We start from the raw sequence: 14541 nt of genomic DNA on the forward strand, positions 1-14541 counted from the left end.
GCAAGTGTCGTCGCAATCCTGCTGGCGGGCTTTCCCGGCGTTGCGAGCGCGCAAGTGAACTGCGCAGCGATACCTCAAGGACCGGCGCGCACCGATTGCTACCTTGGCCTAAGTCAGTTCTATCGTGGGCAATCGGACCTTGCCGCTGCCAGAGCGCTCGCGCAATCAGACGCCGCCTGGTATCGGGCAATTACCGGAACAGACCCTCCGAAACACAGGCCACGTCGGCGACGATAAAGCTCGGCTATTCCCGCGCAGCACAGACCTGATGATCGCCGCCGTGGGCGATGTCTCCGACGCGAACCTTGTGGACTACACGCGGGCCGGCATTCTCATTCGGCCTCGGCAGCAGCCTCTACTCGGACCTTCCGTGCCAGAGCCTTATTTGACACTGCTGCGCGGTCTGCCGGAAGGAAGCTCACCAGACTGACTGCAGCAACGAATGTAGTTGCACGACAATTTCACGTGTATTATGCTGTTTCAGCACCCTATCATTGTCCATTGTGAATTCCTTAGCCGCGATCTGATACTAGACGATCTTGATCAGCAGACGACCGCATCTGCAATATTCCGATTTTGACGGCTGCCAATGCAGCGCGCGTTTCTTTGCACCAGAGGGGGACCGCTATGAAGCGTCTCCAAGTCGTCGGATTAGTCCTGGCGATGTCCTGCAACAGCGTTGCAGGCCAACAGAATGCACCCACCATTGAATATTCGGGTATATGCGATGCATCGGCTGGAGCTGCCCTTACTGCCGAAATGTTTATTGTCGCAGGTGATGAGGATAACATTTTGCGTGTCTATCGCCGCGGCGAGCCGAATGTCGCGCAGGCTTTTCCCCTTGACCAATTCCTGAAACCCGACCCCGACGAACCAGAGGCCGATATCGAAGGCGCCGCACGCATTGACGATCTAATTTATTGGACTACCTCGCATGGACAGAACAAAAACGGCAAGAACCGTTCAAGCCGGCATCGACTGTTCGCGACCGCGGTGGCGGTAAAGGACGATAAGGTTACGATCAAACCGACAGGTACCGCCTATACGAATTTGCGGGTTGATCTGATCGGTGCGCCGCAGCTTGGAAAATACAATTTGAAGATTGCGGCCACGCTCGCTCCTGAGGAGCTGGGCGGATTTAACATCGAGGGGCTGGCCGCAACGCCCGATGGCCGCCTTTTGCTGGGATTTCGCAACCCGATTACCGAGGGTAAAGCCCTGGTGGTGCCAATCGAAAATCCGAAGGAGGTCGTCAACGGCAAGAGGGCCGAGATCGGAATGCCGATCGAGATTGCGCTCGATGGTCGAGGCATCCGAAGCATAGAATTCAGCCCTGAGCGCAACCTCTATTTGGTCGTTGCCGGGCCTTACGACGACGCAGGCTCTTTTGCGCTTTACGCATGGTCAGGACAGCCGAAGGACGTCCCCGTGCTCGTTAATGAAATAGACTTCGGCACGTTGAATGTTGAAGGAGCGTTCTTTGCACCAAACGATAAAACGCGCCTCCACGTGATTAGCGATGATGGTGGCCGCAAGATAGGTGAGAAAGATTGCAAGAAGATCGATCTTAATATGCAACGCTTTAGAGCAACGTCCCTTACCCTTCCCTGAAGGAGCCGGCGACATCTCCATTCATGATAGATCACAGTGATACGCAGTAGCTTACGCTCGGAGCTAACGGCTTAGGACGGACTGTCGCTTCGCGACCTCTCACGCTCGCAGTTTGACAAGTCCCGAATGACGAATGCTATCAGAGCGTGTAAGATTGTCTCGCGGCACAAATGTAATTCCGAAGTGATATTTCATCTCTTTGTCCTTGAGAAGCCAAGCAGCAGGAGATCCCCATGAACAATCTCGGGCTTGTCGCAGCGGAGATCGAAAGCGTCATCACCGCTCTCAGCTATCGCGAGCGGGAGGAGGTCATTGCGGAAGCTGCAACCGAAATCGGCGCCACCGTAGCGGCGGCACCTTCCGCGCAGGCGATCGCCGCGGCCGAGCGGGTGTCCGCCAAGGCCTTCAAGCTGATCGTCGACTATGAGACCGGCGGAAAAGCCTTTTACGAGCAGATCATCAAGCAGCGGCCGATCTGGCCGAAGGAAGCCTCGGGCATCACCATCGGCTTCGGCTATGATCTCGGCTACGTCACGCTTGACGAATACCGAAGCGACTGGGTTCATGTGATCGCGACGCTCACGGTCGCACAGAAAAGCGCGATGGAGGCCTGCATCGGTTTCCACAGCGGCAAGGATTCCGCCGCGAAGATGCAGGCGCTGCTCGCCAACGTGAAGGACATCGTCTTCAGTTGGGACGCTTCGCAGATCGTTTTCAAGGCGAAGACGCTGCCGAAATTCGCTTTGCTGACCGATCAGGCCCTGCCGAACTGCAGCCTGCTCAACGGTGACTGCTTTGGGGTGCTGGTATCGCTCACCTTTAACCGCGGCCCCTCCTACAGCCGGCAGCGGCAGCCCAATGACGTCAAAGACCGCTATCGCGAGATGCGCAACATCAAAGCCGACATGATTGCGAAGACTTTCGCCGATATCCCAAAGCAGTTGAAGGAAATGATCCGTATCTGGGTCGGCACCGCGGTCGAAACCGGCCTGCGCCGGCGACGCATCGACGAGGCGAACCTGTTTGCTGCCGGGCTTGCCGCCGGAATCGTCGCTTCGCCCATCGATGGCGCTGCACCGGAGGCAACGCCCGCCGTTGCGGCGGCAGTGATGCACGACGACGAGGAATGGCTGGAGGTGACCGAGGACGACGTCGCAGCAGAGGCGCTTGCCGGGATGATGTTTACGGCCGCGGCAGCCGGAGCGAAGTGGGCTGGTGATGAGGTGCAGCCGGACTACGCGCATATCGGACCGAACCTGCCGACTGGTCTCGCCTTCACGCTTACTGCCAACGATCTCGCACTCCTGGCGCAACTGAACGACTTCGACGTGACGTCCGCGGGCGATGCGCCGATCCTGTTCGGCCTGCGCGGCGCCGGCATCGTCAAAGATCATACGACAGACGGAGAGATCGTACTGATCGACCAGCGGCCGGATCACATCCTGCCGCGCTGCGTGATCGGCGTGTGGAACAGGGCGGTCGGCAAGGTAAGCGTGTTTCCTGCCTCTACCGTGCCCAACCAGGCGGCCGTCGCGCTGTACAAAAACACGCAGAGGGCCGGCAATCTGCTCGCCACCGGCTTCTATGAATATCGGTGCGGGCCGCACACGACGAAAAATCAGAGTACGCCGGGCGCATTCTTGTTGCGCAACCCGGACATGTCGCACCGAACCGTCGTGGTCCGGCGCTCCCGGGATGATCTCGTCTATCAGCGAAGAGACATGGCGGACCGTTGCGAGCCCGGCGACAACATTCATCCAACCTTCTTCAGCCAGCCGGTCGCCTTCTCCTCGCTGGGCTGCCAGACCGTGGTCGGCACTTGCAGGAACGGCACGCACTCGGGGCCGTGGGCGGCGTTCCGCACCGCCGTCGGCTTCACCACGGCGAACGGTGTGCCGGGAAAGGCCTTCAACTACATGCTTCTTACTGGAGCCGAGGCGCGCACGGCATCACAGCTGCGCACCGGCGGGCTCACCACCGACAAGATCGCTCTGCGCAGGCTGCGTCGCCTGCGCTTCGGCTCGCGCGGCCCCGCGGTCACGGCACTGCAGCAACAGCTCAACCTTCCGAATCCGGACGGCGACTTCGGCCCGAACACTTGCGCTGAGCTGCACAAGCTGCAGAAGAACCTGCCCGGATCGACCGGCTCGGACGGAATCCTCACGCCGGAGCTGCATGACGCCCAAGGCTGGCAGTTCCTAGCGAGCATTGGTGTGTAGATGACGGAGTCATAGACTCGCCAAACGGACGGGATTTTGAACGGCCGCCATCAGCAAACTGCTTGGTACCTACGTCACCGCCTCGCGCAAAAGGGCGCTTGAGAATCCCTGATGATCCAATCTCGGAAGATTCAGTCCGGCCATAGCTAGCAGTGCGCATTAAACGGGAAAGGGAGATCGATATGACTGAGTTCATAGTGCTCAAGAATGCAAGCCGCATCAGGACCACGAGTCCATTCGAGGAATTCGGACCGACGCCGGCGAGCGCTCCCGCAGCACCCGAGCCCAAAGTCGAAGTCCATAATGTCACGCCCGCGGACGCGCAATCCATGGCACAGGACCGGCAGGTAGCGGCGGTCGCGATTCCGATGCCAATCTCTCTGATCAAGCCCTGCGACGCCGATTTGCCGGCCGGTGTTACGGCCGCCACCGACGCCTGGGGCATCTCTGCGGTCAAGGCCGATACGTCGCCTTTCACGGGCGATGGCGTGGTCGTGGCGGTGCTCGATACCGGCATCGACAAGTCGCACCCGGCCTTCACCGGTGTGGACATCATCGAGAAGGATTTTTCCGGCAGCGGCGACGGAGACAAGAACGGTCATGGCACCCACTGCGCCGCGACGATTTTTGGCCGCGACGTCAACGGCAAACGCGTTGGCATCGCTCGCGGTGTCAGGAAGGCGCTGATCGGCAAGGTGCTGGCCGATCATGGCGGCGGCAATTCCGACATGATCTTCCGCGGTATCCAGTGGGCACTCGAACAGGGGGCTCATGTTATCTCGATGTCACTCGGGTTCGACTTTCCGGGCGCCGTGCAACGGATGGTGAATGGCGGAATCCCGATTGAGCCTGCGACCTCCAATGCCCTCGAAGCCTATCGTTCCAATCTCCGTTTCTTCGATGCCTTGATGCAGATGGTCGAAGCAAAGGGAGCATTTGGCGATACGGCCGTAGTTGTCGCTGCGACCGGCAACGAAAGCGACCGGCCGACCTTCACGGTCGCCGCGTCGCTGCCCGCGGCGTCGAGAGGAATCATCTCGGTCGCTGCTTTGGGCAGGAACGCGGCCGGCACGTTCGACGTAGCCAATTTTTCGAACACGATGTCGCAGCTTGCAGCACCTGGGGTCGATATCCTCTCGGCAAAGCCTGGCGGCGGACTTGTGTCGATGAACGGAACGAGCATGGCCTGTCCGCACGTTGCTGGCGTTGCCGCACTGTGGTGGGAAGCACTGAGAAAGCCTGGCGTGGTCAGGGCGACCGCAAGCCTTGTCACCAGCAAGCTGCTCGCCACGGCAGGTACCGACGGCCTGTCTAGTGGACCGCTCGACCGCGGCGTAGGTATAGTCACCGCGCCGCAATAGTCACGTGCTCGTGATGGACGAACGGACAAGGGCAGCGGTCGGAGGAAGAGGTGCTATGCCGGATGCGGGTCTGGTCCATCAGGTGAACGTCAATGGTCCGGGCACGCATCTGATCGCCATCGGCATCGGTTGCTACCACCATTTGCCAGGCGGCCCCGGAACGACGACGAAACATCATCTCGGGCTTGGTCAACTGAGCTCGCCGCCAATTTCGGCGCGCGCGGTGGCTTCCTGGTTCATCGAGAAATTCGACTGCACCGAGCGGCCGCTTGCAAGCGTCTCGCTTGTGGTCTCGGAAAAAACGCCGCAGCCGTTCGAGAATCCGGTAACGGGACAAAAATTTGAGACGTTGCCGACAGGGACGATCGAAGAGGTGAAGACGGCGCTCCGGCAATGGATCACGCGTGCCGAGACCGATTCCCGCAATAGCATTATTCTCTATTTCTGCGGACATGGGCTCTCGGCCGGCGTGCAGAACTATTACCTGATGCGCGATTATGGCGAGGACAACGAAGATCCGCTCTTCGGCGCCATCAACTTCAGGAATTTGCTGAGCGGGCTAAGCACGAAGAAGCCGAGCTATCAGCTTCTGCTGTTCGACGCATGCCGCTTGCCCAATCCAATGATCGAACTTAATCGCGACGGCGGTCAGTCAATCTTCGTTGCGGATCCGGCGGGGCGGCTCGGCGCAGCGGAAACGCTGCAGCAATGTCCGATCTTCGCAACGGAGCTCGACCGGGCGTCGCTTGGTTTTGCCGATCAGCCGAGCCTGTGCGCCCGAGCTTTCATTCGGGTTATGGACGGCGCAAGTTGCAGGAAGGAGGATGGGAACTGGTACGTGACGACGCACCGTATTGTCGAGGCGTTGTCCGACTTCCAGAATCGCGAGGCAACCAAGGGCGACCGGGTGCAGAGTGCGGACGCCAACAATTTTGCGAAATTCAGGCTTCGTCGGCTGAAGGAGATTCCGCGAATTCCGGTGTTCGTGCGGCTCAACGATCCCGAGAAAGGTAAGCTGGTCAGGATCACCGCAGCGCGGGCCAACCAACCGACGCAGTGTATCTCGGATCCTGCTGCCCCGAACTTTGTGGCAGTCGGAGAATTCGAGGCCGCGCTTGAGATCGGTGAGTATGATTTCAGGGCCGAACGTATCGATCTGACGGCGCCGGCATCCGTGGTCAGCGAGGTGGTGATGCCGACATATGTCGATGTCAATCTGGCGGTCTAGCTGCTATGGGCACTCTCAAGCTTCACCTCGAGAAGCGGCATCTGGGCACGCCGATCGAACTTGCCGTCGTAGCGAAAGTGCGCCAGATCGCGGATGCAACGGGGAGCATGCCTGACGATCCCCTGGAGCAGGAGGTGGTGATTCCGGCCGGCATGCAGCTGAGCAAGCAAGTCGAAGTCCCGGTCGGGACCTATCTGATCGAGGCAAGGCTGCCATCGGGAGAGGTATTCCGCGAGAGACGGAAGGTAAGCCGCGATGACGAAGAAGTCGATGTCACTTTCAAGGCGGGCCAGTCACCGCACGAGTGGCTGAGTCTGCAGCGCCTCGCAGGAAATGTCCCTTCGCAGGACCAGTATGAGGAATGGCTCAACAGCATGACCTCGCGGATTGGTGAGGTGGCGGCAAAGGCAAATCTTGTCCCGAGCAAGTCCATTCATATCGATCCCAACGCGATGTCGACAGCAGCCAAGGTGATGCGCGGCGCCCACCTTCGCCTGCAACCGGCACTCAAGTCGATCGCAAGCACGGCTGGCAGCCTTGCCGACTTCTTCTCCGGCGGCCCGCCGGCGGCCCCTGTGGCACCGGCCGAAACCACACTCGACCTTCGCCTTGTCGAATGTCCTGCGCAGGCCGGTGAGTCCCTATGGGACGCCCTCGCGTCGCTGCAGGCCTGGAAGGTGTTTGAAAGCTCAGCGCGCCCAACCTCCACCTGCGATCTGACGATACCGATAGATCAGGGTCCCATCACGTTGTGGCGAATCACGCAGAACGGGGCCGCTGATCAGGGTTCGAGCGGGTACATGCCTCCACGCAGCTTCGCTGTGTCGCGCCGGGGTGACGGAGTCGACGCCATCTCGTTACCGGTTCCGTGGCCGCTGACGACGACATTCCCGGCCGTGCCGCTCGAAGTCCTGCGGGAGGCGGGAGCCGGTCCGGCAAGCCGCACGACCCTGACGGTATGCGATCCGCAGGTCGGCGGGCTTCTTCTCTACCTTAACAATGCGAGAATCGCCGGAGCGTCGGCCGTTCTCGACGCCGCCCAAAGGGACGGGCTGGTGAAGAACCTGATTTCAGAAAAACTCAGCAATCCACTGGCAGCGTGCGCAGCCGCCTATGTCGGTCTGGCAACCTTTTCAGGCAAGGACGCGCCGCACTGGGGACCCTGGCTTCAGAATCTCAGTGACTGGTTCCCCTGGCTTCCCGACGGCGCCGTCGTGAGCGCAGCGTACCGGGTGAAGACAGCAAGGACGACACAAGATCTTGACGCAGCTTCGGAGGCCTTCGTGTCCGCTTTTCGCCGCGGCATTCCGTACTACACCGCTGGCGTCCAGCAACTGCTGCAGGGCCTGTACCTCTTCAGGAGCAAGAGCACCGAGATCGACGCAATGTACGGCAAAGTCAGCAACATTGCGCTTCGCAGCGACGCTGGGCAAACATTCACGGTCGTAACCGTCAACAGGTAATGATTCAGGATCAGAGTTCCTGGCGTGGCCACAAAGAGATTCAGCTAATCCCTGGCTGGGGCGGCAGGTATCGCGGCTCCACCAAAAATATGGAAAACAACCCCATGCAAAGTAGCCGGCGGCCGCCGCAACCGACGGTTTGGGCCGAAAACTTGACACGTCGGGCAAATCAGCGGCACAACTTCATCATCCCAGAAGCCGCCAAACGACCGCGTGCGCGCAATATTAGTGCGATCATGCTTCGCGTGGCCAGGACGCGCCGCCGTCGCTTGCGCGGGGGCGCAGAAACCGCGAAAATCCAGGCTGTTTCAAAACTTATCAGGGGAATCCCACACAGATGCAGTTTGATGACGTTATTCTCGGTCGCCGGAGCATCCGCGGTTACAAACCTGATCCAGTACCCAAGGCGCTGATTGCTGAAATCATTGGTTTGGCGATGCGCGCCCCGTCGTCGATGAACACCCAGCCCTGGAATTTCTACGTCATATCAGGCGAACCGCTGGACCGGATCCGCGCCGGCAACACCGAACGGATGGTGGCGGGCATTCCGCAGTCGCGCGAGTTCCGCACGGGTCAGGCCTTTGCAGGCAAGCACCGCGACCGGCAGGTCGGCGTCGCCAAGCAATTATTCTCCGCGATGGGGATCGAGCGCGACAACAAGGACAAGCGCCAGGACTGGGTGCTGCGCGGCTTCCGTCAATTCGACGCGCCTGTCTGCGTGATCATTACCTATGACCGCGTGCTTGACGGCAGCGACGATACGCCCTTCGACTGCGGCGCCGTGGCGACCGCCCTGGTCAATGCCGCCTGGTCTCGCGGGCTGGGCGCCGTGATCAACAGCCAGGGCATCATGCAATCACCCGTGGTGCGCGAGCACGCAGGGATCGCCGACGATCAGGTCATCATGAAAAGCATCGCGCTGGGCTGGCCGGATGAGACGTTTCCTGCGAACGCGGTGGTGTCGGAGCGAAAATCCGTCGAGGAAGCTACGGTGTTCGTCGGGTTTGAGAAGTAGCGGCCCGCGGGCGGAAGGGCTGGAGGTACAGCAGTGATCCGCGCCATGGTCCGACATGCATTAGAGCGTTTTCCAGCGAAGTGGGCACCGGGTCGCGTCAAGAAAACGCGTCAAAACGAAAATCGAGAGCCCCGTTCCGATTTAATCAGAACGGGTAAGGCTCTCGTGCTGGCGGCGGCTTTTGCCGCAGGGTTGACGCCGGTCACGTGCCTTGGCGACAGCAGCAAGCCGTTGCCGGCCAAGGCAACACAGGAACTCCCCCTCGAGCTGCTCTCGCTGCTCGAACAGAAGAAGATGCCAAAATATTCGCCTATCGTTGTGCGTCTCTTCAAGGAAGAGGCGGAGCTCGAAGTCTGGAAACAGGACACGACCGGCCGTTTCCAGATCCTCAAAACCTATCCGATCTGCCGGTGGTCGGGCGATCTCGGGCCGAAATTGTACGAGGGCGACCGGCAGGCTCCGGAAGGATTCTATACGATTACACCTGAGTTGATGAATCCCAACTCCAACTTCTATCTTTCGATCAACCTCGGCTACCCCAACACGTTCGACAAGGCGCACAAGCGCAACGGCAGCTTCCTGATGATCCACGGCGACTGCTGGTCGAGCGGTTGCTATGCCATGACCGACGAACAGATCAGCGAGATCTATTCGCTGGCGCGCGACTCGCTCAGCGGCCGGCCGTCGTTCCAGATCCAGGCCTATCCGTTCCGCCTGACGCCGACGAATCTGGCGCGGCATCGAAATAGTCCCAACCTGGCCTTCTGGAAAATGCTCAAGGTCGGCAACGATCATTTCGAGACGACGCAACTCGAACCCAAGGTGGATGTGTGCAACCGCCGCTATGTGTTCGATGCCCAACCTCCCCCGAATTCGCCGCACCCTCTCGTGTTCAACGCGATCGAAAAATGTCCCCCCTTTGTCGTCAATCCGGAAATCGCGCGCCGTGCGCTGGAAAAAAGGCGCGCCGACGAGCGCGCGTACGCGCAATTGCTCGAAGACAACGTACCAGCTGCCCCGATCTACAGCGGACTTGACGGCGGAATGAACAACGCTTTCCTCGCGCGATTTCCGGGCAGAGTGACGCTTGCGAAAGTGATGCCGTATGCATCTTACCTGCCGCAATTGCCACCGATCCCTTGGATCGACAATGATGGCTCGTTGACGAGTAGATGGTTTGGTGTCTCGTTCTCCGGACCGATCGAGTGCAATCCGGCCCGTGCCGGCTTCCCGTGGAGCCGGTGCTGAACGCTTGTGCGATGTCAGCGATAGGGCGTCAGCAGACCACACCTGGCATCGACATTCCCTCTGCTCACTCTCAGACAGCAACGCAAGGCGTCGCCAAGCAGTTATTCTCCGCGATGGGGTCGAGCGCGGCAGCAAGGACAAGCGCTAGGACTGGGTGCTGCGTACCTATTATCGGACGCTGCATCGTGGCCGCTTCAATGCATTGACACGATCATGTTCCGCTTAGGTACACCGTTGATGGCAAGCAGCCGACGTTATTCAGAAGCGATGAGCAAGTGAAGGGAAAACTTTCGACGTGAAGCATGCCTTTTTGTTGAGGGGACCGGCAAGCATGCTTCATCCATCCTGGTTCCGGAGGGGGAAAAATTTCGTCGATATGGTCACCCTGCGGATCAACTACCGCTTCGGCTGGGGCGCGACCCGACTGAAACCAGCGCAGGGAAACTAGTCAGTCGATTGGCACGAGCCGTTCGTCCCACTGCGCCGCAAGGTTCTTGATCTGCTCGAAATTCAGGATCGCCGGTTCGCCCTCGCGAACGATTGTTGTCCGCTTGCGTTCCTTGGGCAGCAACGTCATCGCGCGCAATACGGCCGCGCGCAGTTTCATCGAGCCGTGATCTGTCAGGGTGACGAACTCTTCGGGGTCAAGGGCCATGGGTCCACGCCTACACTACCGGCTGGCCCGCAAGCCAGCACACGCGCCCCGAATGCCCAACTCTCCAGATAATCCAACTTGGTTAATAGTCAGTTATCGTTCGGCTCTGTCATTTTGAATTGGTGCGCGCGGTACACCTTGAAACCTCGACCCATGCGCCGCCCGATTTCAAATGGTTGGCCTAAAGGAGGCGCTTCCCGTCAAGCTCACAGCAGGGGTGCTCGCTCGTGCCGCACCTGCCACGGTAGCACCCAGTGAGCCATGGCAGTCGCAATGGATCAGGCTACCGCCGCCAACCTGCCATCAGCATCCGGGTTTACGCAAAGCAGACGCTTGCGAATGGCCTCTTCAACGAGCGCGAGCAACTCCTTGGCTTGTCGTGCTTCGGCTTCAGCAACTTCGGCACGAAACTCTGCGGCCGTCAACTTATCCTTCTGAGCTTCAATACAGGACCGAGCTTGTTCCAGTGCTCGGCACGCATGTTGCAGCTTACGTTCGGCGGTGACGATGAGTTCACGTTGTGCCCGTTCAGCGGCCTCCGCTCGCATTTCGGCAAGCCGCAATCCTTCTAAGGCGTTCGTGCAAAGTGACTGGGCACGGGCTTCCGTCTCGCGGGCATGCTTCTCCATACCGCGGAAAACATCGGCCGCTTGATTTACCAGATCGAGGGCTGTTGCTCCCTTGTCTGGTGCCAGCGGGGAGGGAAAGCTCAGGGCGTCCTCATCCCCTACAACTGACGCTCTGGAATTACGCTGCGCCATGTAGTTCAAGCTCGTCGCGAACACACACGAGCAGCATCATGAATAGCTATGGTTAACGGATGGTTAAACAGTTGTATGCTGGAGGCGTCGCGACAGCGCCCGGCGGGGCAGTGGCACGCGAAGTCTATCAGCAACGTCGTTGAACGCGCTTTAAGGACAGCCCCTCTGGAGGGGGAAAAAACTTCGACGTGAAGCATGCTTCTTGCGCTGCTCATCCGAGAAGGAATGGCGCCAACTCGCGAAGCCCAATCTGGAGGAATAGGGCCGAGGCCCTCGAGATCAAGTGCCCTGCCGAGCTCTATGCCACCTCCGTGCGTTGCTATGCCGGCCTGCCGGAGCTGACCTATTCGTTCCACGATCGCGAGGTTCTTGTTACCGCCTGCGGACGCCTCTGCCTGCATCGCAAGCGCATCAATGTCTCAACCGTGCTGGCTGGTCAGAAGCTCGGCATCAAGGAGGTCGACGACCGCATTTGGCTCACAAGCTTCATGCATTACGATTTGGGATACTTCGACCTGGAGCAGAAAACCTTGCAACCCCTCGACAACCCGTTCGGCACGAGGTTGTCACCCATGTCTTAGGTACAATCTGTTACCGATGTGTCCGGGCCGGACAACGAGGTGAGTGGCGGAGAGAGTGGGATTCGAACCCACGGTACGGTTTCCCGCACACACGCTTTCCAAGCGTGCGCCTTAAGCCACTCGGCCATCTCTCCGGAGGCCCTCTCTTGAAGGGGCAGGACTGATTTTGCAAGGGACGCCGGGCGCGGGCCGCCAAAATTTCCCCAATTCATTGAATTTATTTGGCAATTTGGCACGCTTGGCGTCGAATGATCGATGTTCGCCGGGCGTTTGAACCGGAATCCGGCCACGATCGACGACGATATTGGCACCGCAATCGTTGGGGGATGGTTTGATGACTACACGGACGCTCTTGCTCTCGGTCCTGATCGCGACATTTGCGGTGGCCGCCGCCAGCCCGGCAATGGCGCAGGCCTGCACCAAGCAGGGCGTGGATGTAAGCTGCGACGACGGCCGGCGCGGAATCTTCGCAGGTGACTCCATCGTCTGGGCCGATGGCACGCGATCGAGGCTGGCCTCGCCGCATCCGAGCGTCATCATCGGCAACAAGTCGTCGGTCGTGATCGGCCCCGGTGTGTTCGCCGGTAACGGCAAGGGCGGTTACGTGCCGATGGAAAATCCGAGCGCGCCGAGCAAGGCGCGCTGCCCGGTGCTGGATGGCGTGTCGTATTGCTACTAGCCACAATCGCTCAAGGCCAGGCGGCGCCAATTATCTATCTTGGTGAGGAGCGCGAGGTTCGTCTCCGGACGACACGAAGCATCGCCGGGAAAACCATGACGCCACAGCCGGGCCTTCATCCTTCGAGACGCCGCTTACGCGGCTCCTCAGAATGAGGTCGAGAGTACTCTTCCGGACTAGTGATACCGCGCGCCGCCATTGGTGACGGAGCGAAGCGGCCATAGCGCGGGCTCGGCGATCACAGGCGCCAATGCTTCGCGGTCGAGCTGGCATTCGCGCAGCGCGTCGGTGAAGTCGGCGAACCATTGCTGGATCGTATGGCCGCGCAGCTTCGCCATCATCGCTTCCCAGCGCATCCGACGTTCGGTCAGCGGCATCGACAGCGCCGTGGCAATCGTGCGCGCCATGCCGTCGATATCGTGCGGATTGACCAGCAGCGCGGTATCGAGCTCGTTGGCGGCGCCGGCGAATTTCGACAGCACGAGCACGCCGGGGTCGACCGGATTTTGCGCGGCGACATATTCCTTGGCGACGAGATTCATCCCGTCCTGCAACGGCGTCACCACGCCGACCTGCGCGGCGCGATAGAGCCCCGCAAGCACGGCCTGGCCGTAGCCCTTGTTGAGATAGCGGATCGGCGTCCAGTCGACCTCGCCATGCTGGCCGTTGACGTCGCTGACGAGCCTCGCGACATCGTTCTGCAGATTGCCATAGGCCTCGATTGCGCCGCGCGAGGGCGTCGCGATCTGCAGCAGCGACGCCGTGCGCGCCAACGACGGATGCAGCGTCCACATCCGGTCGAAAGCCTTGATGCGGTTGATCAGGCCCTTGGAATAATCCAGCCGGTCGACGCCGATCGCGAGCTTCTCGCCGTGAAGGCTGCGCCGCAGCCGCGAGACATCCGGATGGGTCGACGCCTTCGTCGCCAACTGGGCGAACTGCCCGGGATCGATGCCGATCGGAAACACTGCGGCGCGCGTCCGGCCGTAGCGCGAAACGATGACGCCGTCATGCACGACGAGGCCGAGGTCGGACTGCGCGTAAGACAGGAAGTTCTCGCAATCTTCCTCGGTCTGGAAACCGATCAGGTCATAGGCCAGCATCGCCTCGATCAGTTCGCGATGATGCGGCACGCCTGATATCACCGAGCGCGACGGCCACGGCGTATGCAGGAAGAAGCCGATCGGCTCGGTGACGCCGAGATCGCGCAGTTCGGCGCCGAGCGCGAGGAAATGGTAGTCCTGAATCCAGAACGCGGAATCCGTCTTGCGGAATCGCAACAGCGCGCGCGCCATGAAGGCGTTGACTTCGCGATAGCTGAGATAGTCCTCTTGCGTGGCGCGGATCAGATCGGCGCGCGAATGCAGCGCCGGCCATAACGCGGAATTCGCGAAGCCTTCGTAATAGCCGCCGTAATGCGCGGCTGGCAGGTCCAGCATCGCCAGCGCGCCGGTACCCAGTGCTTCGATTTCGGCAAATGGTTCCTTCAGGTTCCCGTCGCGGACCCGCCCCGAGGAACCGACCCAGATAGCGCCCGACTTCTCGACGATCGGCAATAACGCCGCGGCGAGTCCCCCCGTCATGGGTTCGTTGGGTTTTCCGCGTGAAACGCGGTTAGAAACGACGACGAGGTTCAAAGGTCCCCTCCCGTTGATGGCGCTCACGGTTAACAACCGTTCATCAATATGGTTCCTGATCACCCTTTCAACGAATTGAAACC

Annotated in this window: 11 protein-coding genes, 1 tRNA gene and 1 pseudogene; 9 read left to right on the forward strand and 4 right to left on the reverse strand. The window is 60.1% G+C overall.

Going from position 1 to position 14541, the window contains the following annotated elements:
• Nucleotides 1–627 precede the first annotated feature (627 nt).
• From KIP88_RS30745 to KIP88_RS30775, 7 genes are all read left to right on the forward strand, one after another.
• Nucleotides 628–1611: a DUF3616 domain-containing protein gene (locus KIP88_RS30745; RefSeq protein WP_214491887.1), complete on the forward strand. Its 984-nt coding sequence runs from the start codon at nt 628–630 to the stop codon at nt 1609–1611.
• A gap of 233 nt (nt 1612–1844) precedes the next feature.
• The gene (locus tag KIP88_RS30750; protein ID WP_214491888.1) at nt 1845–3830 is read left to right on the forward strand and encodes a hypothetical protein; all 1986 of its coding nucleotides are present in this window, start codon (nt 1845–1847) and stop codon (nt 3828–3830) included.
• Nucleotides 3831–4012: 182 nt separating this feature from the next.
• Nucleotides 4013–5191 (forward strand): S8 family serine peptidase, encoded by a 1179-nt coding sequence (locus KIP88_RS30755; protein WP_249791135.1) that lies wholly within the window; start codon nt 4013–4015, stop codon nt 5189–5191.
• 55 nt (nt 5192–5246) lie between these two features.
• Entirely contained in the window at nt 5247–6419 is a 1173-nt protein-coding gene (locus tag KIP88_RS30760) for a caspase family protein (RefSeq protein ID WP_214491889.1), read from the forward strand.
• Between the two features lie 5 nt (nt 6420–6424).
• Nucleotides 6425–7882, forward strand: a complete 1458-nt coding sequence (locus KIP88_RS30765) for a hypothetical protein (RefSeq protein WP_214491890.1) — start codon at nt 6425–6427, stop codon at nt 7880–7882.
• 337 nt (nt 7883–8219) lie between these two features.
• Nucleotides 8220–8897, forward strand: coding sequence for a nitroreductase (locus tag KIP88_RS30770; RefSeq protein WP_214491891.1), 678 nt, complete (start codon nt 8220–8222; stop codon nt 8895–8897).
• Between the two features lie 33 nt (nt 8898–8930).
• Nucleotides 8931–10145 carry a murein L,D-transpeptidase family protein gene (locus KIP88_RS30775; protein WP_308163673.1) on the forward strand — a complete coding sequence of 405 codons (1215 nt, stop codon included), beginning with the start codon at nt 8931–8933 and terminating at the stop codon, nt 10143–10145.
• A gap of 448 nt (nt 10146–10593) precedes the next feature.
• Here the strand turns inward: KIP88_RS30775 and KIP88_RS30780 are convergent, their stop codons facing one another.
• Together KIP88_RS30780 and KIP88_RS30785 are read right to left on the reverse strand one after the other, a co-directional pair.
• Nucleotides 10594–10800: a hypothetical protein gene (locus KIP88_RS30780; protein WP_057834369.1), complete on the reverse strand. Its 207-nt coding sequence runs from the start codon at nt 10798–10800 to the stop codon at nt 10594–10596.
• Between the two features lie 278 nt (nt 10801–11078).
• Nucleotides 11079–11561 carry a hypothetical protein gene (locus KIP88_RS30785; protein ID WP_214491957.1) on the reverse strand — a complete coding sequence of 161 codons (483 nt, stop codon included), beginning with the start codon at nt 11559–11561 and terminating at the stop codon, nt 11079–11081.
• A 266-nt stretch (nt 11562–11827) separates the two neighbouring features.
• On the opposite strand from KIP88_RS30785, the pseudogene KIP88_RS30790 reads away from it, so the two are divergent.
• Nucleotides 11828–12142 (forward strand): annotated as a pseudogene (locus KIP88_RS30790) (IS481 family transposase); the annotation flags it as partial.
• A 44-nt stretch (nt 12143–12186) separates the two neighbouring features.
• Here KIP88_RS30790 and KIP88_RS30795 read toward each other — a convergent pair.
• Nucleotides 12187–12276: transfer RNA gene (locus KIP88_RS30795), tRNA-Ser, on the reverse strand.
• A 200-nt stretch (nt 12277–12476) separates the two neighbouring features.
• On the opposite strand from KIP88_RS30795, the gene KIP88_RS30800 reads away from it, so the two are divergent.
• Nucleotides 12477–12821 carry a hypothetical protein gene (locus KIP88_RS30800; protein ID WP_214491892.1) on the forward strand — a complete coding sequence of 115 codons (345 nt, stop codon included), beginning with the start codon at nt 12477–12479 and terminating at the stop codon, nt 12819–12821.
• A gap of 176 nt (nt 12822–12997) precedes the next feature.
• Here KIP88_RS30800 and KIP88_RS30805 read toward each other — a convergent pair whose 3' ends face one another.
• Nucleotides 12998–14458, reverse strand: coding sequence for a trehalose-6-phosphate synthase (locus tag KIP88_RS30805; protein WP_214491893.1), 1461 nt, complete (start codon nt 14456–14458; stop codon nt 12998–13000).
• Nucleotides 14459–14541: the final 83 nt, after the last annotated feature.

Origin of the sequence: Bradyrhizobium sp. SRL28, from assembly GCF_018596315.1 — a bacterium.
GTDB lineage: Bacteria > Pseudomonadota > Alphaproteobacteria > Rhizobiales > Xanthobacteraceae > Bradyrhizobium.